Below are 24,323 nucleotides of genomic sequence, written 5' to 3' on the forward strand. Positions count from 1 at the left end.
ATACTTCCTTCCGTGCCGACGAAGCCCGCCGTGGCGAAACCCCGCGAACTCTTCGACCGTGTTCACGAGTGGGACGCGCTCAGCGGGTTCGTCAGCCAAAAACGGCCCGGAGCGGCCTTGGGACTGGTCTACGGCCGCCGCCGGCAGGGAAAGACGTTCCTGCTGTCGCAGCTCGCCCGCGCCACCGGCGGCTTCATGTTCACCGCCGCGCAGCAGGCGGCCGAGCAGAACCTTACCGATCTCAGTGCCGCCTACCACCAGTTCACCGGCGGTACGCCGGCTCAGTTCACCGGCTGGCCCGACGCGATCGACGCCCTGCTGCGCCTGGGCGAGCGTGGCCCGGCCACGGTGGTGCTCGACGAGTTCTCGTACCTGCTCGACAGCGTCGACGGCATCGCTTCGCACCTGCAGATCGCCTTGGAGCCGCACCACCGCGGCGGCCGCAGTCAGGCCCGCCTGATCCTGTGCGGCAGCGCCATGACCACCATGCGCAACGTGCTCGGCGGCACCGCGCCACTGCGTGGGAGGGCCTCGCTGGAACTCCTGGTCCACCCGCTCGGCTACCGCGAGGCCGCCGCCTTCTGGGGAGCGCGCGACCCGGAGCTCGCGTTTCGTATCAACGCGCTGGTCGGCGGCACCCCCGCTTATCCGGCCATGTCGGAGACCGCGCCGCACACGCTGGCCGAGTTCGACGACTGGGTGGTCGATCGGCTGCTCAATCCCGCTTCGGTCATGTTCCACGAGGGTGACGTCCTGCTCCGCCAGCAGACCGAGATCGCCGACCCCGCCCTGTACTTCTCGGTGCTCGCCGCGATCAGCCGCGGGGCCCACCGCCGGTCGGAGATCGCCAACGCCCTCGGCCGCCCGGACAGCGCACTCGGCCATCCGCTCGCCGTGCTGGAAAGTGTGCGCCTGATCGACCGGGACGACGACGCATTCCGCCAGCAGCGCCCCTCCTACCGGATCGCCGAGCCGCTGATCCGGTTCCATCAGCTCGTCATCGTCGGCAACGACGCGGCGTTCGCCCTCCGCCAGGGTCGGCGGGTCTGGGAGAGCAAGGACGACACGGTCAGTTCCAAGATCTACGGTCCGCACCTGGAGCAACTCGCCCGGGAGTGGACCCAGGCCCATGCGGCCGAACAGACCCTCGGCGGCTGGCCCAACCAGGTCCGCTCCGCCGTCGTCGCCTGCCGCGAGCACGGCCGGGGTCACGAGATCGACGTGGTGGCGATGCGGGAGGAGCCGTTCGAGCCGCGCCGGGTGCTGGCCATCGGCGAGGTGAAGGCCACCGCGAAGCAGGTCGGCGAGACCGAACTGCACCGCCTGCAGCACGTACGCGATCTGCTTCCCAGCACCGTCACCCCGGAGCCGGTCCGGCTGCTGCTGTTCAGCCGCGCGGGATTCACGCCCACACTGCACCGGCTGGCCAACGAGGACGCCGGCCTGGAGCTGGTCGACCTCGACCGGCTCTACCGCGGAGAATGATGACGACGCGGGCAGAGGAGGCGTATGCACCCCGAGGACGGTTCACGGCGCTGGGTGGTGTGGCGGCAGGACGACAACGGCAACCGGTACGAGGTGCGCCGGTGCGACAGCCGCGAGCAGGCCGAGGCGCTGGCCGCCGAGATGGAGGCGCTGGGCACAAGCAGCTCTACTGAGTAGGCCCCGCCGACGAAACGCCCGTTGAGGTATGTGCGCTCGTCGATGACCTCCAGCACGAACATGCGCCCGTCGGCGTCGCGTATGCCGAAGCAGGCCTTCTCCTCGCCCGCGCTCAGGTAGGCGCACCGCCAGGACGGGTCGGGGAAGCGCAGCAGCCGCCCGTCGTAGACCGCCTGCCGGATCTGCGCGGCGTGCGACGCGGTCAGCCCGCCGGCCGCCGTCACCTCCAGCCGCTCCCCGCCGAAGTCGACCAGCACCGCCACCTCCAATGTCTATCCGCCACCGTGCCGTGCGGCCGCGGATTCCGCCGCCCCATCGGGGTGACACGGATGTCCACGGCCGCCCGCGTGCGTCCTGCTCACGCGATGCCCTCGACGATCGGCAGGTTCGGCGGCGGCGCGGGCGGCGTCCGGGCGCGTGCGGGCGGCCGGGTGAACGCCTAGGCTGTGGCGCATGCAGCAGCTCACGGCAGGCCTGACGGCGAAGGTGCAGTTGACGGTGAGTGACGCGGACACGGCGCAGGCGCTGGGCTCGGGCGACGTCCCGGTGCTGGGCACGCCGCGGGTGGTCGCGCTGGCGGAGGCGGCCACGGTCGCGGCGACCGCGCGGGTGCTGGAATCCGGGCAGACCACGGTCGGGACGCGTGTCGAGCTGGATCACCGGTCGGCGACGCCGGTAGGCCGTACCGTGGTGGCGGAGGCGCTGCTGACGAAGGTCGACGGCCGCAAGCTCACCTTCGAGGTGACCGTGCGCGACGGCGAGACCGTCGCGGCGGAGGGTCGGGTGGAGCGGGTCCTGGTGGACCGGCACCGCTTCGTGGAGAAGGCGACGACGTCATGACCGAGTTCACCGAGATCGCCGACGGGGTGTTCGTGCTGGTGTACCCGTACCTGCGGGTGAACTGCACGCTGATCACCGGGGAGACCGGCGCGCTGCTGGTGGACACCCTGTCCACCGAGGCTCAGGCCCGGGAACTGCAGGACGCCGTGCTGCGGGTGACCACCAAGCCGCTGGGCATCGTGAACACGCACTTCCACTTCGACCACTGCTTCGGCAACGCGACCCTGGCCGGGCCCGCGACCCCCATCTGGGGCCACCGCGAGTGCGTGCGCGAATTGCGCGAGCACGGCCGCGAGTGGCAGCGCTCCTGGGAGCAGGAACTGCTGGCCGACGACGAGCGGATCGCCCGCGAGCTGGGCCGGGTCACGCTGCGCGCGCCGGACAGCCCGGTCGAGCGCGAAGACCTGATCGACATCGGCGGGCGGCAGGTGCGCCTGTCCTGGCACGGTCGCGGCCACACCGCCGGTGACCTCGTGGTACGCGTGGACGACGTGCTCGTCGCCGGGGACCTGGTCGAGGAGGGCGCCCCGCCGGGGTTCGCCGACTCGTACCCGCTGGACTGGCCGGAGACGCTGCTCGCGCTGTCGCGCACGGCCGGGCCGGACACGGTGGTGGTGCCGGGCCACGGCGAGATCGTCGACGCGGAGTTCCTCACCATCGCCCACGACGAGCTGGCCGCCCTGGACTGGCTGATCCGCGACGCCCACGGCGACAGCGGGGACGTGGCGAAGGTGGCCGCCGCCAGCTCGCTGGGCCGCTGGGGTGAGGCCGGGCTGCGCGAGGCCGAGCACGCGGTCCGGCGCGGCTACGCCCAGCTGGACGCGGCCACGCCGAACACGATCGGCTAGCTGATCGCGTACCCGCGCTTGAGCAGCTGGTACGCGTCGCCCTGGAAGCCCTTGTCGTCCGGGATCGCGAAGTCGACCGCGTCGGCGACCCGGTTGATGGTGCAGAAGATCGCGCAGACGTGCACCACGTCGCGCACGCCCTGCTCGGTGACGCCCTCGGCGTACGCCGCCTCGACCAGCTCGGGGCCGACCTCGTCCGGCCGCAGCGTCAGCGTCTCCAGCAGCGCGAACGCGGCCCGCAGCGAGGGCCGCAGCGGGGCGGTGCGCCAGTCGTCGAGCACCGCGGCGGTCACCTCCGGCCCGAGCGTCGCGTCGGCGACCGCGCCGTGGCTGCCCGCGCAGAAGCGGCAGTGGTTGAGGTTCGACACGAAGGTCGCCATCAGCTCGCGCTCGCCGATGCTCCACTCGGAGGGTCCGCGCAGCACCCGGTGCACCCAGGCGGTGAAGGGCTCGCCGAAGAACTCCCGGCGGTAGTGCAGCATCTTGAGGATGTCGGCCGGCGGACGCCCGCTGGCAATCCTGATCATCTTCAGTTTGACCCGGTCGCTGAAGCGCCAGGACCGGCCCAGGCTAGGCAGCCGCATGCCGGGTCACCTCCGCCTGAGTCGCGGCCGGCGCCGCCGCCGACTGCACCGGCACCGCTCGCACGGCCGGGGCCGGCTCGCCGGACCGCTGCTGCGCCCGGGTGATCGCGGCGAGTCCCGCGTCCAGCCGGCGCTGCCCGGCGCCCAGCGCCACGGCCACGGTCAGCTCGTACACCTGGTCCTCCGACCAGCCCACCGCCAGCAGCTCGCGCACCTGCTCGTCGGTGCTGCGCCAGGCGTGCTCGCGCATCGTCTCCACGTAGCCGCGCAGCTCGTGCGAGACCTCGTCGAGTTTCGCGTGCGCGACGACGTGGCGCACCCGCGACGGCGTCGATCCGGGGCCGTCGAGCACCGCTTGGCGCAGCACGGCGAAAAGGCTCTCGGGCACGGTGTCGTCGTCGTCAGGTACGAGGGGCACTAAGGCACCTTAGGCCGCGGCGGCCTTCTCCGCTAGATCCAACCAGCCGGATGCGTCCCACGGCACACCGCCGAAACCCAACGCTGCCTGCAGATTCGGCAACGTCGGGGTGAACGGCAGTCCGATCAGGATGTCCGCGGGACAGTCCGCGCGGGGCCGGCCGTCGGGGTCGTCGCAGATCAGGATCGACACCGCCGGGCCGCACGCGAGCAGCACCGCGCCCCGGCCCAGGGCGCGCAGCCGCCGCGCCGCCCGCAGCGGCGGGACCGCCCCGTGCCGGCGGAGCACGTCGTCGCCGCTCAGCACGGTCAGGTCGGCGTCGCGGCCGAACTCCTCGGCCAGCTCCCACAGCCAGGGCAGCGCGCTGTCCGGCATGGCGGCGATATCGGCGTGCAACAGCCGCGCGGGTCCGGGCGCCCGCCAGAGCCCCCGGGCGGCGACGAGCGCGTCGGGTCTCAACAGGGACGAGACCTGCACCAGGACCGGCTGCGCCATCCCGCCTCCCCTGACGGCTCCACCGGCCGCGACCAGCGGTGTCGCACCTGGACGGTGTGACACGGCGGACGCGGGCCCGGCGTCGGTTGTCAGAGCAAGCATGGCACGGACGTAACCGTCAGGAAACCATCGAGCCGACGACGGGTTTCGTCAGCAGGGCGGATTCGTTGCGCCCCACGCCCGGGTCCAGGGTGCGGGCGACGAAGATGGAGTGCCAGACGCAGAAGACCAGCACCGTCCAGATCTTGCGGGAGTTGTCCGCGCCGCCGGCCCGGTGCTCCTTGAGCAGGCCGTCCACATAGGTCAGGTCGAGCAGGTCGTCGGCGCCGGAGGTGTGCAGGATCTCCCGGGCCCAGTCGTACATCTCGCCGGCCAGCCAGACCCGGGTCGGGGTCGGGAAGCCCAGCTTCGGGCGGTTGACGATGGCCGGCGGCACGACCTGTTCCAGGGCCTTGCGCATGGCGTACTTCGTGGCGTTGGAGCGCGGCGGCACCTTGAGCTCCAGCGGGATCTTCGAGGCGACCGCGAACACCTCGCGGTCCAGGAACGGCACCCGCAGCTCCAGCGAGTGCGCCATGGACATGCGGTCGGCCTTGACCAGCACGTCGCCGCGCAGCCAGGTGTGGATGTCGACGTACTGCATGGTGGCCACGTCGTCGAGGCCGTCGGCGGCCGCCTCGGCGTACAGCGGCGCGGTCACGTCGGTGAAGCGGGCGTCGACCGCGTCGCGGCGGCGCAGCAGGCGGCAGATCTCGGCGTCGGCGGTGAAGATCCGCGAGTTGCCGCTGAACCGCTCGGTCAGCGGGGTGGTGCCCCGTTCCAGGTAGCTCTTGCCGCGCATGCCGCGCGGGATCGCCCGGGAGACCGCCCGCAGGCCGCGCTGGAACGAGTGCGGCAGCCGGGTCAGCGGGGCAAGTGACAGCGGCTCGCGGTAGATGCCGTACCCGCCGAAGAACTCGTCCGCGCCCTCGCCGGACAGGACCACGGTGACGTGCTTCGCGGCGGTCTGCGCCACGTGGTACAGCGGGACCAGGGACGGATCGGCGACCGGGTCGTCGAGGTGCCAGACGATGCGCGGCAGCGCCTCCATCATCTCCCGCGCGCCGATCTTGGTGGGGATGGTGGTGACGTCCAGGTGCCGGGCCGACTCCTGGGCCACGTCGATCTCGGAGTAGCCGGGCACGTCGAAGCCGACGGTGAAGGTCAGGATGTTCGGGTTCCACTCCCGGGCCAGCGCCACCACGGCCGTGGAGTCGATGCCGCTGGACAGGAACGCGCCGACCGGCACGTCGGAGCGCATGTGCAGCCGTACGCTCTCCCGCAGCGTCTCGTGGATCTGCGCGAACAGGCGCTTCGGGTCGTCGACCGACAGCCGGGGCCGCAGCACCGGCCGGAACCAGCGGCGCTTGGTCAGCTCCCCGCCGGTGCGCTCGCCGGCCGGGCCGGGCCGCCAGGTCAGGCACTCCCCCGAACCGATGCGCTCGATGCCGTGGTGCAGCGTGTGCGGCTCCGGCACGTACTGGAAGGTCAGCAGGTGCGACAGCTGCACCGGGTCGATGCCGGCGTTGCCCGCGGCGGCGCTCGGCGCGAACGGCAGCAGCGCCTTCTTCTCGCTGGCCAGGAACAGCCCGTCCACGGTCTGCAGGTAGTGCAGGGGCTTGATGCCGAACGCGTCGCGCGCGCCGAAGGCCAGCCGCTCCTGCCGGTCCCAGATCACGAAGGCGAACATGCCGCGCAGCCGGTCCAGCACCGCCTCGCCCCAGTAGTGGTATCCCGCCACGATGACCTCACCGTCACCCTGCGTGGCGAACTTCGCGCCGTACTCGTCGATCAGCTCCTGGCGCAGCTCCAGGTAGTTGTAGATCTCCCCGTTGAAGGTGAGCAGGTAGCGGGCCTCGGCCGAGTCGGCGCTGTCGGGGCCGGGCGGCGACCAGGGCAGCGGCTCCTTGGAGAACTCGACGTCGATGATCGCCAGCCGCTTGTGCGCGAAGATCGCGTCGGTGTCGACGACGTCCAGCCCGGTGTCGTCGGGGCCCCGGTGGTGCAGCCGTTCCAGGGCCTCACCGAGCGGCCCGGAGTACGCATCAACCGTGCCCTGACTACTGAAAAAGGCCAAAAGTCCACACACGTGGGCAATCATGCCAGCTACCGGTGGGCGATAGGCTCGGAACACACGAAGACCATGCTCGGAGGCGGCAATATGACTGAAGAGAAGAAGGGCACCGAGTCGCACGACCCTGCGTACCCGGAGAAGTTCCTGCAGTTCATGCGCACCGGATGGAGCGACACCGAGCTCCCGGTGACCCTGCGGGCGGAGGCCCCCAACCACGCCAAGCGCCGCGCGGCGCTGTCCGCGGCGTTCCCCGGCGAGACGCTGGTGATCCCGTCCGGGCACGAGATGGTGCGGGCCAACGACACCGACTTCCCGTACCGTCCGGGCAGCGATTTCGTCTACCTGACCGGCGAGCACGACCCGGAGAGCGTGCTGGTCCTGCGCCCCAACGGCTCCGGCCACGACGCGGTGCTGTACGTGCGCCCGCGCTCGCCGCGCGACACCGACGAGTTCTTCAAGGACCGCCGCTACGGCGAGCTGTGGATCGGCCGCCGCCACACGCTGCGCGAGAAGTCCGCCGAGCTGGGCGTCGAAACCGCCCACCTGGACACGCTCGCCGACGTGCTCAACGACCTCGCCCCCGGCCGCACCCGGGTGCTGCGCGGCCTCGACCCGCACGTGGACGGCCTGGTCCGGCCGACCGCCCCGGAGCGCGACCGCGAGCTGGCCTGGACCGTCTCCGAGATGAAGCTGGTCAAGGACGAGTGGGAGATCGCCCAGCTCCAGGACGCGATCGACGCCACGGTGCGCGGCTTCGAGGACGTGGCCCGGATCATCCCGGCCGACCGGCCGGTCTCCGAGCGCCTCATCGACGGCGTGTTCGGCCTGCGCGCCCGCCACGACGGCAACACCGTCGGCTACAGCTCCATCGTCGGCGCGGGCAACAACGCCACCGTGCTGCACTGGATCCGCAACGACGGCCGGACGACCCCGGGCGAGCTGCTGCTGCTGGACATGGGCGTGGAGAACCGCAACCTCTACACCGCCGACGTGACGCGGACGCTGCCGGTCAGCGGCACGTTCACCCCGCTGCAGCGCCAGGTGTACGACATCGTGCATGCCTCGCAACAGGCCGGCATGGACTTCATCAAGCCGGGCGTCACGTTCGCCGACGTGCACACCACCTGCATGCGGGTGCTCGCCGAGGGCCTGCACGACCTGGGCATCCTCCCGGTCAGCGTCGAGGAGGCGATGTCGAAGGAGTCCACGATCTACCGCCGGTGGACCCTGCACGGCTTCGGCCACATGCTCGGCATCGACGTGCACGACTGCGCCCACGCCCGGCACGAGAAGTACAAGGACGGCGCGCTGGACGAGGGCTACGTCCTCACCGTCGAGCCCGGCCTGTACTTCCAGCCCGAGGACGAGCTGGTCCCCGCCGAACTGCGCGGCGTGGGCATCCGCATCGAGGACGACGTCCTGGTCACCAAGGACGGCGCCGTCAACCTCTCCGCCGGCCTCCCCCGCACCTCCACCGAGGTCGAATCCTGGCTCGCCACCCAGCGCGAGGCAGGCCCCCGCCTCCCCGGCTGACCCCCCCACCCGCGTTGATCATGAACTTATGGCACGGTTCGACGGAGTGTCGCGGGCACAACTTCATGATCGACAAAGTCAGGTGCAGGACGGGCGCCCCAGCGGGGCGCCCGTCTCGCATTTCCGCACAGGTGTTCCGATCATGGCCGTAACCTGGTCAGAAGCTTCGCGTTGGAGCACATCGGACGGCCAAGACACACGCCGACCCGCACGGGGCGGGTCGTCGCCCGGCGTGAACGGTCCGCCCGGGGGTGAGCGATGCTCGCGAAGAGTGTTCTGTTCCAAGGCCGCCGCGCATGGGTACGTACGGTGGCGACCGGATTGATGGTCGCGGCCGGACTGGTGGCGGGCGGGCTGGCCGGGCCGACGACGGCCGACGCGCTGGCGCCCGACGACGTGGCGAGCGCCGCCCAGCGGGCCGCGGCCCTGGTGACCTGCGCGACGGCCACGCCGACCCGGGTCGGCACCAACGGCGCCGACTACATCGTCGGCACCTCGGGCCCCGATGTGATCTTCGGCCTGGGCGGCAACGACTACATCGACGGCCGCGGCGGCGACGACCTGCTGTGCGGTAACACCGGCGCGGACTACCTCGTCGGCGGCGACGGCGCGGACACCCTCGAAGGAGCCGACGGCAACGACTACCTGCGCGGCGACAACGGCGCCGACGTCCTGATCGGGGGCAACGGCGAGGACTACCTGCTGGGCGGGGGCGGCAACGACAACCAGTTCGGCGGAGCCAACAACGACCTGCTCAACGGCGGCGACGGCACGAACTTCAACGACGGCGGCACCGGCACCGACACGTGCATCCGCCCGTCCACCGGCCCGAACTGCCCCTGACCCGCCCGCGGCGAGCCGCGTAGCGGCTGGAACGCCGCGTCAGGGCGTTAGGAAGGGCACCTTCCACAACGCATAGCGATGTGAAGGTGCCCTTCCTTGCTTCGGGGCGGAGGGCGGTCCGCCGCCTGTCACTTCGTGATGAAGACCGCCACGGTACGGCCGGGCACCGTGAACGCGCCCGTGGCCGGGGCGTACGCGGACTGCCGCACCAGCGGGTCCACCGAGGCGGCGAGCACCGGGTGCAGGCCCAGCCGCGCGTTCTTCAGGGACGCGACCGTCTGCGTGGTGCTCGACGTGGTCGCGTTGAAGACCACCACGACGGTCTTGCCGTCCTTCTTGATCACCATCGTGATCACGCCCGGGGTCTCGGCCGCCCCGGACAGCGGGAACGACACCGCCTGCTGCACTTCGGCCTGCGTACGCAGGGAGAACAGCGGGCTGGAGGCACGCACCCGCAGCAGCTCCGCGAACCGGTCCCCGGCCAGGCCGATCGCCTCGCACGTCGGCACCAGCGCCGGATCGGCGAGCAGCGGCTTGGCGTAGCTCCACTTGCTCTCGTTGTCGGCTGCCGGCGGCAGGCCGAGCCCGAACCCGTTGCCGGTCGCGCAGTCCCAGCGGATGGCGTTGAACCAGTCGCCGGAGTTGTACGAGTTGCGGTCCAGCGACTTGCTGCGCAGCAGGTCAGAGCCCGCGGTGACGAACCCGGTGCCCTGGCTGAGCACCACCGTCGACAGCGCCAGCACCTGCATCCGGGCCCGGTCCAGCGCCGGGGTGGCCGCGGGCAGCTTGTACGCCAGCGCGTCGAACAGGATCTCGTTGTCGTGCGCGTCGACGTACGTGACCGCCTCCGCCGGGGCCTTGGTGTACCCGGCCGGCGAGCCGTTGTAGTCCACCTCCGCGCCACTGACCTGGTTGCCCGCCGAGTCCGTGAAGGTGAACCCGGCCAGGTTGCCGGTCAGGCCGACCTTGATCTGGTCCTGCTGGTGCAGCAGCCGGGCCTTCTGCTCGGCGGCCGTGCCGTTGGCCGCGTCCCCGTTCGGGTCGGTGTACAGCCCGGACGCGAAGCCCTGGAGCCGCGGATTGCCGTCGAACGGGCCGCCGCCGCGTACGGCGTCGCGCAGCCGGTCGTTGAACGTGGCGATGCCGGTGCCCGCCATGTTCGCCTGGGTGGCCTGCGTGAACCGGGCGTTGTTCGCGACCTCGCCGAAGTTCCAGCCCTCGCCGTAGAGCAGGATCGCCTTGCCGTCGATCCCGTCCTCGGCCATGGTCAGCTTGTCGAGCGCCGCGCGGACGTCGAGCAGGTTCTGCTTCGGGTGGTGGCCCATCAGGTCGAACCGGAACCCGTCCACCCGGTACGTCTTCGCCCAGGTGACCAGGGAGTCGACGACCAGCTTGCCCATCATCGCGTGTTCGGGCGCGGTGTTGGCGCAGCAGGTGGAGGTGGCCACGGCCCCGTCCTCCAGCAGGCGGTGGTAGTAGCCGGGCACGATCCGGTCCAGCACCGACTTCGGGTCGTCGCCGGCGGCCGAGGTGTGGTTGTAGACCACGTCGAGCACCACCCGCAGGCCGGCCCGGTGGATGCCGTCCACCATGGACTGGAACTCGACGTTGCGGGCCCGGCCCTCGGGGTCGGTCGCGTAGCCGCCCTCCGGCACGGTGTAGTGCAGCGGGTCGTAGCCCCAGTTGTAGCCGTCGGTGGCGGCGACCCCGGCGACGCAGGCCTGCTGCTCCGCCGAGTCCCGGGGCAGCGCGGCCAGGTCGCAGGCGGGCTGCTGCTGGTCGGTCCGCTGCTCGGGGATCGTCGCGAAGTCGAACACCGGCAGCAGGTGCAGGTGCGAGACCCCGGCGTCGGCCAGCGACTTCAGGTGCCGCATGCCCGCGGTCTGCGGGTCGGTGAAGGCGGCGTACGTACCCCGCTTGTCCTGCGGCACCGTGCCGTCCGCGACGGAGAAGTCGCGCACCGACAGCTCCTGGATCTGCGCCCGGCCCGTGTAGGACGGGGTCTTGACCGCCGCGCCGGGCAGCTTCGCCACGTCGATCAGCTGGGCGTGCGTCGAGTTCGCCGACAGGGCCACAGCGTACGGGTCGGTCACCGACGCCGTGACGACCTGCGCCTTCGCCGGCTGCCACACGCTGACCCGGAACCGGTAGTACTTGCCGGTCCAGTCGCTCGACCCGCTGACCTTCCACACGCCGGTGGTGTCGTCACGCAGCATCGACACGGTCTGCGGCATGGCCGACGGGCTGTCGAACAGCTCCAGCCGCACGTCCTTCGCGGTCGGGGCCCACAGCGCCACGCTGGGCCTGCCCTTGGCGAACACCGGCCCGAGCACCGCCTTGCGCGCGCCCGAATAGACGTCGTCGAGCGCGCCGGGAATCTGCACCCCGGTCGCCGACAGCAGCTTGCCCTCGTGGTCGCTCTCGGTCACCACGACCTGCCCGCGCAGCGCGTTCTTGATGCTCGCCAGGGTGGCGTTCACGTCGAACGCGCCGTAGGCCCACAGGTGCGGGAACTTCTGGCGCTGCGCCTCGGACAGGCCGCCGGAGGCGGACAGCCGGATCTTCGTGAAGTCGCCGGCCAGCGCGCCGTCCACCACGGACAGCCCGCCGTTCGGCGCGACGACCAGGTCGTACACCTTGCCGTCGGCGTCGTGCTTGTTCCAGGCGACGGTGTCCCGGTCCAGCCAGTGGGCGTACGACTTGCTCAGGTCGATGTCCAGCGCCGCGCCCTTGACCGACGGCCGCAGGTAGGCCTGCTGCCCGGACAGGATCCACGCCTCGTTGCCGAACGTGGCGAAGTTCAGCCGCTGGTCGCTCGGCAGGTCCTTCTCGTCGCCCTTGTGGATGATGTAGTTCACCCCGGTCGCGCCGTCCACCAGCGGGATGCGCCAGTAGGCGCCGAACGCGTCGGTGCCGGTCGGCGGCATCGGGCTGCCCCATTCGACCGGATCGGCGTTGCCGTCCCACAGGTGCAGGCCCCAGCCGGTGTAGTTCCCGTCCGTGCGGCGGTAGTGCAGCACCGCGGTCTTCTCGGCGGCGGCCCGGCTGGTGTGCACGGTCCCGTCACCGGACGCGATCCACGCCTCGCCGGCGGCCATGTCCATGGCGAGGTCGGCGTTCGGGTCCTTCTCGTCGCCCCGGTGCACGATGAAGTTCACCGGCTTGGTCGCGTCGCCGACGGGCACACTCCAGTGTGCGCCGAAAGCGTCCGTGCCGTCCGGCTGGCGCGGGCTGGACCAGTCGGTGCCCGCTCCCGCCGCCAGGCCGTCACCCCACAGGTGCAGGCCCCAGCCGGTGTAGTTCCCGTCGCCGCGCCGGTAGTGCATGTCCACCTTGCCGGTGGCCGCGGCACGGGAGGGGTAGACCGCCGCGTCGCCGGACTTCAGCCAGATCTCACCGACCCGGCTCGGGTCCACGCTGCGGTCGGCTTCGACGTCCTTGCCGCCCGAGGCGTTGACCACGAGAAACCCGACGTTGGTCGCGCCCGGCTTGACCTTCACCCAGGCGAAGCGCCCGTACGAGTCCTCTCCCGCGAACGGCTGCCCCTGCGGCCACGGGTGCTGCATGGAGCCGTCGGTGTCGCCCCAGGTGTAGAGGCCCCACGGGTCGTAGTCGCCGTCGCCGCGCTGGTAGTGCACCAGCACGTACTCGCGCTGCGCGGCCTGCGCGGGCGAGGCGACGGTGATGGCGCTGGTCGTGGACGCGGTGCGGCCCGCGCCGTCGCGGACGACGGCCTTGTAGGTGACGGCCGTGCCGCCGGCCAGGCCGGTCAGGTCGTGGAACACGGTGTGCTCGCCGACCGCCTTCGAGGTGCCGAGCAGCTTCCACGGGCCGTCGCCGGCCTGCGCCGCGAACGTCACCGTGGCGAGCGGGTCGCCGGTGACCTGCGCGGTCACCGCGGCCCGGGTGGCGACCTCCGCGCCCGAACCCGGGGCGGTGATGGTGATCTGCGGGTCGCCCGCGCCCGGCAGGGCCCGGTCGGCGCGCAGCACGATGCTGGACAGCGCGGGCACGGTGATGGTGACCTTGCCGTCCCCGCCCGCCGTCGCGCCGTCGCCCGCGGCCGGGTAGAGCTGCCCGAACGTCGCGCCGGCCGTGGCGGCGTCCACGGTGACGGTCTTGGGCGCGGTGCCGCTGTTCGAGGCCACCAGGTACTCGACGCGCTGCGCCGGGTCGATGCGGGAGAAGGCGAACACGCCGTCGCCCGCCTGCCGGGTCACCTGCACGCCGTCGCGCAGCGCCGGGTGCGCCTTGCGCAGCGCGCCCAGCTCGGCGATCGCGCGGTACAGCGGGTGCGCGGTGTCGAACTGGTCGGCCGCGTGGGTGCGGTCGGTGCCGAGCAGGTCGTCGTCGAGGTAGTCGGCGACCTGGCTGGCGAACATGTCCTGGCGGGCGTCCTTGTCCCCGCCGTTGCCGGTGAAGCCCTGCTCGTCGCCGGAGTAGACGACGGGCTGGCCGCGGGTCAGGAACATCAGCTCGTGGGCGAGCCGGTCGCGCCGGAGGGCGGCCGCCGGGTCGGCCTCGACGTTGCTGATGAACGTGCCGATGCGGCCCATGTCGTGGTTGCCGAGGAAGGTCGGCAGCGTGGACGCGTCGGTGCCGGGCGAGGTGTACAAACCGTCCGCTGCGTACAGGTCGCCGAGGCCCTGGCCGGAGCCGCCGGTGACGAAGCCCTGCGCGGCGGCCTGGAAGCCGAAGTCGAGCGTGGCCTGCAGGCGGCCCTGCCGCACGTAGCTCGACATGATGTTCGGGTCGGCCGAGTAGACCTCGCCGAACATGAAGAAGTCGGGCTTGCCGGCCTTGCGGGCGTCGACCGCGATGCCCTGGCTGAACTGGGGCCAGAACTCCATGTTCACGTGCTTGGCGGTGTCCAGGCGGAAGCCGTCGACGCCGGTGGACTCGATCCAGTCCGAGTACACCTTGGTCATGCCGCGGACCACCTCGGGCCGCTCGGTCCACAGGTCGTCCAGGCCGAAGAAGTCGCCGTACGTGCTGTTCTCACCGGAGAAGGTGGAGTCGCCGCGGTTGTGGTACATCGTCGGGTCGTTCAGCCAGGCGGGCGTCTTCGCCTTGGCGTCGGCGGCGCTCTTGAAGACCGGGGTGTACGGCATCGACGTGCGGTCCGTCTTCGGGAACCCGTTCCCGCCGCCGGCGTAGTTGACGTCCTCGAACGCCCGCCCCGCCGTGTCGGTGTACGGGCTGGTCTTCTTGTCCACGTAGGAGTACTGGTTCTCCTCGTACGCGATGACATCGGCGGTGTGATTCACGATGACATCGAGGTAGATCTTGATGCCGCGCTGGTGCGCGAGCTTGACCAGCTTCTTGAGGTCGTCGTTGGTGCCGAAGTGCGGGTCGACCTGGGTGAAGTCGGTGATCCAGTAGCCGTGGTAGCCGGCCGAGGCGTCCGCCCCCGTCCCCTGCACCGGCCGGTTCTGGAACACCGGCGCGAGCCAGATCGCCGTGGTGCCCAGGCCCTCGACGTAGTCGAGCTTGTCGATCAGGCCGGCCAGGTCACCGCCGTGATAGAAGCCCTTGTCGGACTTGTCCAGGCCGGTCTTGAGCCGGTCGCCGGCCAGGCCGCCCTTGTCGTTGCGGGGGTCGCCGTTGGCGAAGCGGTCCGGCAGCACGAAGTAGAACTGCTCCGCCTGGCGGCGCGGCGTGCCGGCCGCGGCGAGCGCCGCCGCCGCGGGCTCGTCGGCCCAGTAGGTGTCGCCGGCCTGCACCCACTGCGCGGGGCCGTCGCCGGTCAGCGTGCGGATCACCACGAACGGGGCCGCGGCCAGCACCAGCGCCAGCAGTCCGATGAGGAGGGTCCGGGGGTTTCTCAACTGTTCGCGAAATGCCGCGGGGCGCACGAGGGCGCGTAGGGCTGCCATGGGCCTTCTCCGGGAGGGTGAAGTGTCGGGGGCGTCACACGAGCAACAGCGGCAACATACGGGTAACTGAAATGTTTCCGCAAGACCTTGCAACGCTTGACGTGTTGACGGCAGGCGACTGAAAGATCGCCGCCGACGCCCTCCCCCGACCGTGGTCCTCCGGAAGCAGGTCCACCCTTGCCACATGTCGGGTATTAGCTATCAAATAGTCCTAATCGGTCGATACTCCTCCACGACCGCAACCGGAAGGTGGGTCCCATGGACGCCATCACCGAACTGCTGACCAGCATCAACGACCTGCTGGCCAGCCTGATCTCCATCGTGCTCGGCGGCGCCGCACCCGGCCTGCCCGTCGACCCGAGCCTCCCCCCGATCCCCGGCCTGCCCGAACTCCCCGTCCCCGGCCTCCCACCCCTGCCCCCCGTCCCGTGACAGGAACAAAGGAAGGGCACCTTCTTAACGCTCCGCGTTGAAGAAGGTGCCCTTCTTAACTCCTCAGGCCCGTAGGCCCTGCTCAGAGCACGTCGTGGCCCGGGTGGTCGGCGTCGCCGACGTCGACCCGGCGCGGCTCGCTCGGGATGACGCCCAGCTTGCCCGCCTGGTAGTCCTCGAACGCCTGGATCAGCTCGGCCTTGGTGTTCATCACGAACGGGCCGTACGCCATCACCGGCTCGCGGATCGGCAGGCCGCCGAGGATCAGCACGTCCATGCCGGCCGCGTTACGGCTCTCCTGCGACGCGTCGGCCTCGACGGTGATCACGTCACCGGCCCCGTACACCGCCAGGTCGCCCAGCTTCACCGGCCGCCTGTCCGCGCCGACCGAACCCGACCCGGCCAGCGTGTACACCAGCGCGTTGAAGTCCGGCCGCCACGGCAGCCGCAGCTGCGCCCCCGGCGCGAGGGTGGCGTGCACCAGCGCGATCGGGGTGTGCGTGATACCCGGCCCGGCGTAGCCTGCCACCTCGCCGGCGATGACGCGCAGCAGCACCCCGCCGTCCGGCGAGCTGAGCAGCGACACCTGACCGGCCCGGATGTCCTGGTAGCGCGGCGGCGACATCTTCATCTTCGCGGGCAGGTTGACCCACAGCTGGAAGCCGTGGAACAGGCCGCCCGACATGACCAGCTCCTCCGGCGGCGCCTCGATGTGCAGCAGGCCACTGCCGGCCGTCATCCACTGGGTGTCACCGTCGGAGATCAGCCCACCGCCGCCGTGCGAGTCCTGGTGCCGGAAGATGCCGTCGAGCAGGTAGGTGACCGTCTCGAAGCCCCGGTGCGGGTGCCACGGGGTTCCTTTCGGCTCGCCCGGCGCGTACTCGACCTCACCCATCTGGTCCATGTGGATGAACGGGTCCAGGGTCTTCAGGTCGACGCCCGCGAACGCGCGGCGGACCGGGAAGCCCTCCCCCTCGAACCCCGACGGCGCGGCGGTCACCGACGCGACCTTCCGCTCGACCGCGGCCTCGCCCGGCACGGGCACCCGGGGCAGCACCAACAGGTCATCGACGGTAACGGCAGGCATGACGCCCTCCTCTGGTAGTTCTCTCCTCTACACAATAGTTGAACAGTCAACGACTTGCCATGATTCCCTCCCCGGAGTTGTCGCCGCCACATGCCACCATCTCCCGGAACGTCACGTACCGGAGGTAGAGATGGGCGATATATCCCGTGTCAAGGGATTCGGCACGAACACTGTCCTCGTGCTGCGCGGCGAACACCGCGGCGGCCGGATCGCGCTCGACGCACCGGGCCAGGATCTGCACGTCGACGGGGCCCGGCTGACCGGAGTCGACCTGAGCGGCCTGCAGTGCGGCCGGGTCTTCGTCCACGACTCGACGTTCGAGGGCTGCACCTTCGCCGGCAGCTCCGTGACCGGCGCCTTCCTCGGCAGCACCGGCCCGGCCGGCACGATGTGGGATCAGCGCAGCTGGCCGCAGTCGGTCTACCGGGACTGCGACTTCACCCGGGTCCGCCTGCCCGACAACCTGATGTTCGGCAACGCGCGCTTCGAGCAGTGCCTGTTCGACCGCACCCGGCTGCGCGAGACGACCAGCACCGGCCAGGCGGAGTTCGTCTCGTGCACGTTCCGCGGCCGGCTGCGGAACATCACCTTCCGCGGCCGCGTCCACGAGTACGCCCGCCAGGTCGGCCGCGACTGCAACGCCTTCACCGGCAACGACCTCACCGCAGCCACGCTGACCTGGGTAGGCTTTCGCAACATCGACCTACGAGCCCAGCACCTGCCCGGACCGCCGGACCACTGGCTGCTCGACCGGATCGGCGAGCGCACCACCGCCGCCCTCGCCGCCGTGGACAGCTGGCCCGACGCCGCAGAGCAGCGGCTGGCCCGTTGGATGCTGGCCGAACTGCACCGCGACGCCGACGAGTACACCGACGGCTATGCGCTGGTCACGAAGGAGCGGATCGGGGAGACCCTGCCCCCGGAACGACGGGCGCAGGTGCTCGCGGCGTTGACGGACTACACGCACATCCAGCAGTAGAGGTCGCGGTCCGTCGCCACCGCGCCCCTGGCGAGGTCGCGGATCGCGGTGTGCCAGGAGGTCTCGAACTCGTCCAGCAGCTCGTCGTCGGCATAGGCGGCCAGCCGCTCCTCGGTGACCCCGGCCAGCGCCCGCGTCACCTCCGACGGGACGGCGACCACGACCACCTCACCGTCCGCCAGCGCCGTCACCAGCTTCTCCTCGCCGAACTCGCTGCGATCGCGGCCGGTCAGTTCGGCGGCGAGCCACGGCAGCCCGTGCAGCCAGCCCTTGCAGAAGACCATCGCCAGCCCCGACTCCTCCGGGGACGACGCGGGATCGAAGGCGGCGATCTCATCAGCATCGGCCGCGAAGTGCTCCACCAGTACGCCCATGGGCACGCACCCTATGCGGCACAGCGGACAACGCGCGGATCGCCGGTCGACGCTGTCATGCCGCCACCGGGCGTGCCTGGTCGGTGGCCATCCGCACGGCGAGGCCGCCGAGCACCGTGCCCATCAGGTAGCGCTGGACGCGCAGCCATACCGGGCGGCCGGCGAGGAAGCCCGCGATGGTTCCCGCGGCCAGCGCGATCAGCCCGTTGACGGTGACCGCGACCACGATCTGCACCGCGCCGAGCGCGAACCCCTGTGCCAGCACGTGCCCGGCCTCGGGCTCGATGAACTGCGGGATCAGCGAGAGGTACATGACGGCGATCTTCGGGTTGAGCAGGTTGGTGACCAGCCCCATGGTGAACAGGCGCCGGTTCGAGTCGGGCGGCAGGGCGGCGGGCTCGAACACCGATACGCCACCGGGTCTCAGGGTTTTGAAAGCCAGCCAGCCGAGGTAGCCCGCACCGGCGAGCTTGATCGCGAGGTAGAGCGACGGCACCGCCACGAACAGCGCGGACAGCCCGAGATTCGTGGCCGTCAGGTAGACGAGGAATCCCACCGCGACACCGGCCAGCGAGACCAGCCCGGCCCGCCGCCCCTGGGTGATGCTGCGCGACACCAGATACATCATGTTCGGCCCCGGGGTGAGCACCATGGCCAGCGCCACCGCGAACACCCCGAGGACCGCACCCGAAGAGATCATGACCGGATCGTGCCACTGGGCGATGCCGACGGTGGAGCACCAATCCGGATGGGGTGGCCTGAACGCTGAACCGCCGCCCCCGCGGGCGGTGCGGCGCGCAGGCCGTCCGGCACCCTCGCGGACCGCTCGGCACCCCGGTCAGGCAGGCTCGACCAGGACGAATTCGAGGCGGTTGGCGTGGGGGTCTTCGGTGTGGAAGCGGCGGATGCCGGGGACCTCGTCGTTGCCCCAGGTCACCGGGTAGCCCGCCGACTCCAGGCGGTCGGCGAGGGTGTCGAGGTCGGGGCGGAGGAGGGCCGGGTGGGCCTTGCGGGCGGGGCGGAAGTCGTCCTCGACGCCGAGGTGCAGCTCGCTGCCATACTCGTCGATGAACCAGCAGCCGCCGCGGACCGCGAGCGCGGGTGGTTTGGGTTTCTCGGTCATGCCGAGGACGCCGACATAGAAGCCGCGCAGCACGTCCTCGCTGCCCCGGGGGCAGGCGACCTGTACGTGGTGAATCATGTCCCGGAGTCTGGCACGGACTTGCGCGTTAAACAAGACGGACGTACGGTTTGAGTGATGGCACCGCAGCCAGTAAGCCTTGCCTTACCTGTCGGCGTGCCAGCCCCTGCGAAAGACTCAGTCTTGTAACAGACCCGCTGTGAAGGAGTACGACGTGGCGAGCCTCGACACGTTCGGTGCCAAGAGTGAGCTGCGCGTCGGTGACGCGGGCTACGAGATCTTCCAGATCGACAAGGTGGAGGGCCACGAGCGGCTGCCCTTCAGCTTGAAGATCCTGCTGGAGAACCTCCTCCGCACCGAAGACGGCGCCAACATCACCGCCGATCACATCCGCGCGCTGGGTGGTTGGGACCCGACCGCCGAGCCCAGCGTGGAGATCCAGTTCACGCCCGCCCGCGTCCTCATGCAGGACTTCACCGGCGTGCCCTGCGTCGTCGACCTGGCCACCATGCGCGAGGCCGTCCGCGACCTGGGCGGCGACGCCTCGAAGGTCAACCCGCTGGCCCCGGCCGAGCTGGTCATCGACCACTCGGTCATCGCCGACGTGTTCGGCCGCCAGGACGCCTTCGAGCGCAACGTCGAGATCGAGTACGGCCGCAACCAGGAGCGCTACCAGTTCCTGCGCTGGGGCCAGACCGCGTTCAACGAGTTCAAGGTCGTGCCGCCGGGCACCGGCATCGTGCACCAGGTGAACATCGAGCACCTGGCCCGCGTGATCATGCCGCGCAACGGCCAGGCGTACCCGGACACCGTGGTCGGCACCGACTCGCACACCACCATGGTCAACGGCCTGGGCGTGCTGGGCTGGGGCGTCGGCGGCATCGAGGCCGAGGCCGCGATGCTCGGCCAGCCGGTCAGCATGCTGATCCCGAAGGTCGTCGGCTTCAAGCTGCACGGCGAGCTGCCCTCGGGCGCGACCGCCACCGACCTGGTGCTCACCATCACGCAGATGCTGCGCAAGCACGGCGTGGTCGGCAAGTTCGTCGAGTTCTACGGCTCCGGCGTGACCTCGGTGCCGCTGGCCAACCGGGCCACCATCGGCAACATGAGCCCCGAGTTCGGCTCCACCTGCGCGATCTTCCCGATCGACGCGGAGACCATCGCCTACCTGGAGCTGACCGGCCGCCCGGCCGAGCAGATCGCCCTGGTCGAGGCGTACGCGAAGCAGCAGGGCCTGTGGCACGACCCGTCGGTCGAGCCGTCCTACTCCGAGTACCTGGAGCTGGACCTGGCGACCGTCGTGCCGAGCATCGCCGGCCCGAAGCGCCCGCAGGACCGCGTCGAGCTGACCAACGCCAAGACCGCGTTCCGCTCGGTGCTGCCCGACTACGTCAAGGACGACGAGACCGACGAGGCGGGCAAGGAGAGCTTCCCGGCCTCGGACGCCCCGGCGGCCAGCGTCGCCCGCGCGAGCAACCCGACGCCGGTCACCGCCGCCGACGGCTCGACGTACCACCTCGACCACGGCGCGGTCGTGATCGCCTCGATCACCTCCTGCACCAACACGTCGAACCCGCAGGTCATGCTGGGTGCGGCGCTGCTGGCCAAGAAGGCCGTCGAGCGGGGCCTGCACGCCAAGCCGTGGGTGAAGACCACGCTGGCGCCCGGCTCCAAGGTCGTCATGGACTACTACGCCAAGGCCGGGCTCGTGCCGTACCTGGAGAAGCTCGGCTTCCACCTGGTCGGCTACGGCTGCGTGACCTGCATCGGCAACTCCGGCCCACTGCCGGAGGAGATCAGCGCCGCGGTCAACGAGGCCGACCTCGCCGTGGTGTCGGTGCTGTCCGGCAACCGCAACTTCGAGGGCCGGATCAACCCCGACGTCAAGATGAACTACCTGGCGTCCCCGCCGCTGGTGGTGGCGTACGCCATCGCCGGCACGATGGACATCGACCTGGCCCGCGACCCGCTGGGCGTGGACCCGGACGGCAAGCCGGTCTACCTGGGCGACATCTGGCCGACCCCGGCCGAGGTGCAGGACACCATCAACGCCTCGATCTCGGCGGAGATGTTCACCAAGGACTACGCCGACGTGTTCGCGGGCGACGAGCGCTGGCAGGGCCTGCCGACGCCGACCGGTGACACGTTCGCCTGGGCGGGCGACTCGACGTACGTGCGCAAGCCCCCTTACTTCGAGGGCATGGCGGCGCAGCCGGGGCCGGTCAGCGACATCGCGGGCGCGAAGGTGCTGGCGAAGCTGGGCGACTCGGTGACCACCGACCACATCTCCCCCGCCGGTTCCATCAAGGCGGACTCCCCGGCGGGCAGGTACCTGGCCGAGCACGGGGTGGACCGCAAGGACTTCAACTCGTACGGTTCCCGCCGCGGCAACCACGAGGTGATGATCCGGGGCACCTTCGCCAACATCCGCCTGCGCAACCAGATCGCGCCCGGCACCGAGGGCGGCTTCACCCGCGACTTCACCGTCGCGGACGCCCCGGTCAGCACGATCTACGACGCCAGCCAGAACTACCAGGCCGCCGGCATCCCGCTGGTCATCCTGGCGGGCAAGGAGTACGGCTCCGGCTCGTCGCGGGACTGGGCCGCCAAGGGCACGGCGCTGCTGGGCGTCAAGGCCGTCATCGCCGAGTCGTACGAGCGCATCCACCGCTCGAACCTCATCGGCATGGGCGTGCTGCCGCTGCAGTACCCGGCCGGGCAGACCGCCGACTCGCTCGGCCTGACCGGCACCGAGACCTTCACCTTCACCGGCGTGGAGGCCCTGAACGAGGGCACCACCCCGAAGACGGTCAAGGTCACCACCGACACGGGTGTCACCTTCGACGCGGTCGTCCGCATCGACACCCCCGGCGAGGCGGACTACTACCGCCACGGCGGCATCCTCCAGTACGTCCTCCGCCGGATGCTCGCGAGCTGACCCGTCCGCGTGAGGAACGAAGGAAGGGCACCTTCTTATCGCTTTGCGATGTAGAAGGTGCCCTTCTTAACGCTCAGCCGGTGGCGGCGCTGGTGGCGCGGGGTGCGGCGGGCGGCGGGCGGCGGGCGGCAGGACATGATCGTCGTTTTGGGGCATGATCTGCCTCGCCCGGCTCACCGGGGTCGAGCACGGGTCGACCTGGAACGGCGATCTTGAAGGGCGTGACCGCGCCCACCATGTCCGCGGCCGGGAAGCCGCCGCTCGCGGCAGAGCTAAAGTCGTTGCATGAGCAACGTGGAGACCGCGCCCGTCGAGACTGCCTGCGGCCACGAGCCGGTGCCGGACGGGCCGACCCACGAGCTGCTCCCGGGGCGAGAGGTCGTGCTCGGCGGCCCGCGCGGCATGATGGTCAGCCGTACCCTGCCGCACAAGGACCGGCGCATGGTCGGGGCGTGGTGCTTCGTCGACCAGTACGGCCCCGCCGACCACGACATGCGGGTCCCGCCCCACCCGCACACCGGCCTGCAGACCGTGAGCTGGCTGGTCGCCGGTGAAGTCCTGCACCGCGACAGCATCGGCAGCGAGGCGCTCATCCGCCCCGGTCAGCTCAACCTGATGACCTCCGGGCACGGCATCGTGCACTCCGAGGAGTCCCCTGCGGTGCGCACCGAGCTGCTGCACGGCGTGCAGTTGTGGGTCGCCCTGCCGGACGCGGCGCGCTCGGTCGCCCCGGCCTTCGAGCACCACGCCGAGCTGCCCGTCCTCGACCGTCCCGGCGCCGCCGTGACGGTGATCATGGGTGAGCTGGACGGCGCGGTGTCACCCGCGACCGCGTACACCCCGCTGGTCGGCGCGGAAGCCGCACTGGCCGCGGGCGCGCGGCTCACGCTGCCGCTGCGCAGCGATTTCGAGTACGCCGCGCTGGTGCTCGACGGCGCGGCCCGCGTCGACGGCGTCGCGCTGGAACCAGGGACCCTGCTCTACCTCGGCCGCGAGCGGGCCTCCCTCGACCTGGCCGCGGACGGACCGGCGCGGGTGCTGCTGCTCGGCGGGGAGCCGTTCGAGGAGGAGATCGTGATGTGGTGGAACTTCGTGGGGCGCAGCCACGGCGACGTCGCCACCGCCCGCGAGCAGTGGGCGGCCGCCGACCGGCGCTTCGGTGAGGTGACCGGCTACGACGGCCCGCCCCTGCCTGCCCCCACGCTGCCGAACACCCCGCTCAAACCCCGCGGCCGCCGCCGCTGACCCGGCACGTCTCGCCCGCGCCCGGTCGTCTCGGCCGCCGGACGGGTTCGTCGGTGCCTCGGCGGCCCTGGTGCGGTCACGCCGAGGGCGGGCCGAAGGTCGGCGGCGTCTCCCGGAGCTGGCGCTGCATCGGGGCCGCGTCGGTCAGGTCCACCACCGGCACCCCCGGCGCGAAGTAACCCGCCGCAGCGGTCAGCGCCGCCTTGTCCAGCCGCCAGCCGAACGCCGGCCGGCTCGCCAGCACGACCTCGGTCGGCACGTGCCAGATCGTGGCGGCCACGCCCGCCGGCATCGACGGCCGCAGCGGCGCGACCCCGTCGACGCCCTGCACGCCGACGTACGTGGTGACGAACAGGCCCTGGTGCACCCGGAACAGGTAGATCTCGCTGATCGCCGACCAGGGCACGAACGCGCTGGTCCGGGCGTAGATCAGCGGCCGCCCGCCGAACAGGATGCCGTCGGCGTCGACCCGCAGGCCGGGCTTGCCGCCCAGGATCAGCGGCAGGTACAGCGCGAGCAGCGTGCCCGGCAGCGCAGCCCCGCCGGCCAACAACACCACCGTGAGGTCCTCGCCCAGGCCCGGCAGCAGACCAGCGACGAACGCGAGCCCGCCCACGGCGAACATGGCGATGGTCAGCCGGCCGAACCGGAACGGGGCGACGTAGGTGAACGACGACATCGGGTGATCATCGCGGTCACCCGCCTCACCCGCAAGACCCGTTTCGACCGCCCGGCCGACCGGAGATCAGCCGATTTGCCTGGCAATCGGGCGTATCTTGCCTGCCCTTTCGCCCGATTGCCAGGCAAGTCCAACGATCATGGCCGTGCGCCGTGCGCCGTGCGCCGTGCGCCGTGCGCCGTGCGCCGTGCGCCGTGCGCCGTGCGCCGTGCGCCGTGCGCCGTGCGCCGTGCGCC

At 71.1% G+C, this 24,323-nt stretch carries 20 protein-coding genes; 9 read left to right on the forward strand and 11 right to left on the reverse strand.

Annotation, left to right across the window (positions count from 1 at the left end; translation table 11 throughout):
- Nucleotides 1-12 precede the first annotated feature (12 nt).
- Nucleotides 13-1,485 (forward strand): AAA family ATPase, encoded by a 1,473-nt coding sequence (locus tag Cco03nite_RS24545; protein ID WP_239167622.1) that lies wholly within the window; start codon nucleotides 13-15, stop codon nucleotides 1,483-1,485.
- Here the strand turns inward: Cco03nite_RS24545 and Cco03nite_RS24550 are convergent.
- Complete coding sequence (locus Cco03nite_RS24550) at nucleotides 1,470-1,925, reverse strand: hypothetical protein (RefSeq protein ID WP_203694548.1); 456 nt, start codon at nucleotides 1,923-1,925, stop codon at nucleotides 1,470-1,472. The genes Cco03nite_RS24545 and Cco03nite_RS24550 overlap by 16 nt on opposite strands.
- A 190-nt stretch (nucleotides 1,926-2,115) precedes the next feature.
- On the opposite strand from Cco03nite_RS24550, the gene Cco03nite_RS24555 reads away from it, so the two are divergent.
- Together Cco03nite_RS24555 and Cco03nite_RS24560 are read left to right on the forward strand one after the other, a co-directional pair.
- Complete coding sequence (locus Cco03nite_RS24555; RefSeq protein ID WP_203694549.1) at nucleotides 2,116-2,502, forward strand: thioesterase family protein; 387 nt, start codon at nucleotides 2,116-2,118, stop codon at nucleotides 2,500-2,502.
- Nucleotides 2,499-3,350 (forward strand): MBL fold metallo-hydrolase, encoded by an 852-nt coding sequence (locus Cco03nite_RS24560; RefSeq protein WP_203694550.1) that lies wholly within the window; start codon nucleotides 2,499-2,501, stop codon nucleotides 3,348-3,350. Before Cco03nite_RS24555 ends, Cco03nite_RS24560 begins: the two co-directional genes overlap by 4 nt.
- Here the strand turns inward: Cco03nite_RS24560 and Cco03nite_RS24565 are convergent.
- The 4 genes from Cco03nite_RS24565 to asnB form a co-directional block, all read right to left on the reverse strand.
- Nucleotides 3,347-3,934, reverse strand: a complete 588-nt coding sequence (locus Cco03nite_RS24565; RefSeq protein ID WP_203694551.1) for a carboxymuconolactone decarboxylase family protein — start codon at nucleotides 3,932-3,934, stop codon at nucleotides 3,347-3,349. The two genes, Cco03nite_RS24560 and Cco03nite_RS24565, sit on opposite strands and share 4 nt — an antisense overlap.
- Nucleotides 3,921-4,352 carry a hypothetical protein gene (locus Cco03nite_RS24570; RefSeq protein ID WP_203694552.1) on the reverse strand — a complete coding sequence of 144 codons (432 nt, stop codon included), beginning with the start codon at nucleotides 4,350-4,352 and terminating at the stop codon, nucleotides 3,921-3,923. The genes Cco03nite_RS24565 and Cco03nite_RS24570 overlap by 14 nt, the downstream gene beginning before the upstream one ends.
- A gap of 9 nt (nucleotides 4,353-4,361) precedes the next feature.
- A complete protein-coding gene (locus Cco03nite_RS24575; RefSeq protein WP_203694553.1) occupies nucleotides 4,362-4,847 on the reverse strand; it encodes a hypothetical protein in 486 nt (161 codons plus the stop codon).
- Between the two features lie 118 nt (nucleotides 4,848-4,965).
- Entirely contained in the window at nucleotides 4,966-6,975 is a 2,010-nt protein-coding gene (asnB, locus tag Cco03nite_RS24580) for an asparagine synthase (glutamine-hydrolyzing) (protein WP_203694554.1), read from the reverse strand.
- Between the two features lie 72 nt (nucleotides 6,976-7,047).
- Here asnB and Cco03nite_RS24585 point away from each other — a divergent pair, with 72 nt between their 5' ends.
- Nucleotides 7,048-8,493 (forward strand): aminopeptidase P family protein, encoded by a 1,446-nt coding sequence (locus Cco03nite_RS24585; RefSeq protein ID WP_203694555.1) that lies wholly within the window; start codon nucleotides 7,048-7,050, stop codon nucleotides 8,491-8,493.
- Between the two features lie 309 nt (nucleotides 8,494-8,802).
- Nucleotides 8,803-9,336, forward strand: a complete 534-nt coding sequence (locus tag Cco03nite_RS24590) for a calcium-binding protein (protein ID WP_203694556.1) — start codon at nucleotides 8,803-8,805, stop codon at nucleotides 9,334-9,336.
- A 128-nt stretch (nucleotides 9,337-9,464) separates the two neighbouring features.
- On the opposite strand, the gene pulA is transcribed toward Cco03nite_RS24590, so the two are convergent.
- Complete coding sequence (pulA, locus tag Cco03nite_RS24595) at nucleotides 9,465-15,164, reverse strand: pullulanase-type alpha-1,6-glucosidase (RefSeq protein WP_239167623.1); 5,700 nt, start codon at nucleotides 15,162-15,164, stop codon at nucleotides 9,465-9,467.
- A gap of 306 nt (nucleotides 15,165-15,470) precedes the next feature.
- On the opposite strand from pulA, the gene Cco03nite_RS24600 reads away from it, so the two are divergent.
- On the forward strand, nucleotides 15,471-15,644 hold the full coding sequence (locus Cco03nite_RS24600) for a hypothetical protein (RefSeq protein WP_186315756.1): 174 nt from the start codon (nucleotides 15,471-15,473) through the stop codon (nucleotides 15,642-15,644).
- Between the two features lie 82 nt (nucleotides 15,645-15,726).
- Here Cco03nite_RS24600 and Cco03nite_RS24605 read toward each other — a convergent pair whose 3' ends face one another.
- Complete coding sequence (locus Cco03nite_RS24605) at nucleotides 15,727-16,731, reverse strand: pirin family protein (RefSeq protein ID WP_203694558.1); 1,005 nt, start codon at nucleotides 16,729-16,731, stop codon at nucleotides 15,727-15,729.
- Between the two features lie 178 nt (nucleotides 16,732-16,909).
- On the opposite strand from Cco03nite_RS24605, the gene Cco03nite_RS24610 reads away from it, so the two are divergent.
- Entirely contained in the window at nucleotides 16,910-17,710 is an 801-nt protein-coding gene (locus Cco03nite_RS24610; RefSeq protein WP_203694559.1) for a pentapeptide repeat-containing protein, read from the forward strand.
- Here Cco03nite_RS24610 and Cco03nite_RS24615 read toward each other — a convergent pair.
- From Cco03nite_RS24615 to Cco03nite_RS24625, 3 genes are all read right to left on the reverse strand, one after another.
- Nucleotides 17,689-18,084, reverse strand: coding sequence for a hypothetical protein (locus Cco03nite_RS24615; protein ID WP_203694560.1), 396 nt, complete (start codon nucleotides 18,082-18,084; stop codon nucleotides 17,689-17,691). The two genes, Cco03nite_RS24610 and Cco03nite_RS24615, sit on opposite strands and share 22 nt — an antisense overlap.
- Nucleotides 18,085-18,139: 55 nt before the next feature.
- The gene (locus tag Cco03nite_RS24620) at nucleotides 18,140-18,784 is read right to left on the reverse strand and encodes a LysE family translocator (protein ID WP_203694561.1); all 645 of its coding nucleotides are present in this window, start codon (nucleotides 18,782-18,784) and stop codon (nucleotides 18,140-18,142) included.
- Nucleotides 18,785-18,922: 138 nt separating this feature from the next.
- Complete coding sequence (locus Cco03nite_RS24625) at nucleotides 18,923-19,285, reverse strand: VOC family protein (RefSeq protein WP_203694562.1); 363 nt, start codon at nucleotides 19,283-19,285, stop codon at nucleotides 18,923-18,925.
- Between the two features lie 139 nt (nucleotides 19,286-19,424).
- Between Cco03nite_RS24625 and acnA the strand changes: the two genes are divergently transcribed.
- A complete protein-coding gene (acnA, locus tag Cco03nite_RS24630) occupies nucleotides 19,425-22,163 on the forward strand; it encodes an aconitate hydratase AcnA (protein ID WP_203694563.1) in 2,739 nt (912 codons plus the stop codon).
- 285 nt (nucleotides 22,164-22,448) lie between these two features.
- Nucleotides 22,449-23,408, forward strand: coding sequence for a pirin family protein (locus Cco03nite_RS24635; protein WP_239167624.1), 960 nt, complete (start codon nucleotides 22,449-22,451; stop codon nucleotides 23,406-23,408).
- Between the two features lie 76 nt (nucleotides 23,409-23,484).
- On the opposite strand, the gene Cco03nite_RS24640 is transcribed toward Cco03nite_RS24635, so the two are convergent.
- Entirely contained in the window at nucleotides 23,485-24,087 is a 603-nt protein-coding gene (locus Cco03nite_RS24640) for a hypothetical protein (protein ID WP_203694564.1), read from the reverse strand.
- Nucleotides 24,088-24,323 lie beyond the last annotated feature (236 nt).

This window comes from Catellatospora coxensis, assembly GCF_016862635.1.
GTDB classification, from domain to species: domain Bacteria; phylum Actinomycetota; class Actinomycetes; order Mycobacteriales; family Micromonosporaceae; genus Catellatospora; species Catellatospora coxensis.

Bases quoted from the DNA above. Each gene is read 5' to 3' on its own strand.
- Cco03nite_RS24555 (WP_203694549.1), top strand. From the start codon at position 2,116: ATGCAGCAGCTCACGGCAGGCCTGACGGCGAAGGTGCAGTTGACGGTG.
- Cco03nite_RS24560 (WP_203694550.1), top strand. From the start codon at position 2,499: ATGACCGAGTTCACCGAGATCGCCGACGGGGTGTTCGTGCTGGTGTAC.
- Cco03nite_RS24565 (WP_203694551.1), bottom strand. From the start codon at position 3,934: ATGCGGCTGCCTAGCCTGGGCCGGTCCTGGCGCTTCAGCGACCGGGTC.
- Cco03nite_RS24575 (WP_203694553.1), bottom strand. From the start codon at position 4,847: ATGGCGCAGCCGGTCCTGGTGCAGGTCTCGTCCCTGTTGAGACCCGAC.
- Cco03nite_RS24585 (WP_203694555.1), top strand. From the start codon at position 7,048: ATGACTGAAGAGAAGAAGGGCACCGAGTCGCACGACCCTGCGTACCCG.
- Cco03nite_RS24600 (WP_186315756.1), top strand. From the start codon at position 15,471: ATGGACGCCATCACCGAACTGCTGACCAGCATCAACGACCTGCTGGCC.
- Cco03nite_RS24605 (WP_203694558.1), bottom strand. From the start codon at position 16,731: ATGCCTGCCGTTACCGTCGATGACCTGTTGGTGCTGCCCCGGGTGCCC.
- Cco03nite_RS24615 (WP_203694560.1), bottom strand. From the start codon at position 18,084: ATGGGCGTACTGGTGGAGCACTTCGCGGCCGATGCTGATGAGATCGCC.
- Cco03nite_RS24620 (WP_203694561.1), bottom strand. From the start codon at position 18,784: ATGATCTCTTCGGGTGCGGTCCTCGGGGTGTTCGCGGTGGCGCTGGCC.
- Cco03nite_RS24625 (WP_203694562.1), bottom strand. From the start codon at position 19,285: ATGATTCACCACGTACAGGTCGCCTGCCCCCGGGGCAGCGAGGACGTG.
- Cco03nite_RS24635 (WP_239167624.1), top strand. From the start codon at position 22,449: ATGAGCAACGTGGAGACCGCGCCCGTCGAGACTGCCTGCGGCCACGAG.
- Cco03nite_RS24640 (WP_203694564.1), bottom strand. From the start codon at position 24,087: ATGTCGTCGTTCACCTACGTCGCCCCGTTCCGGTTCGGCCGGCTGACC.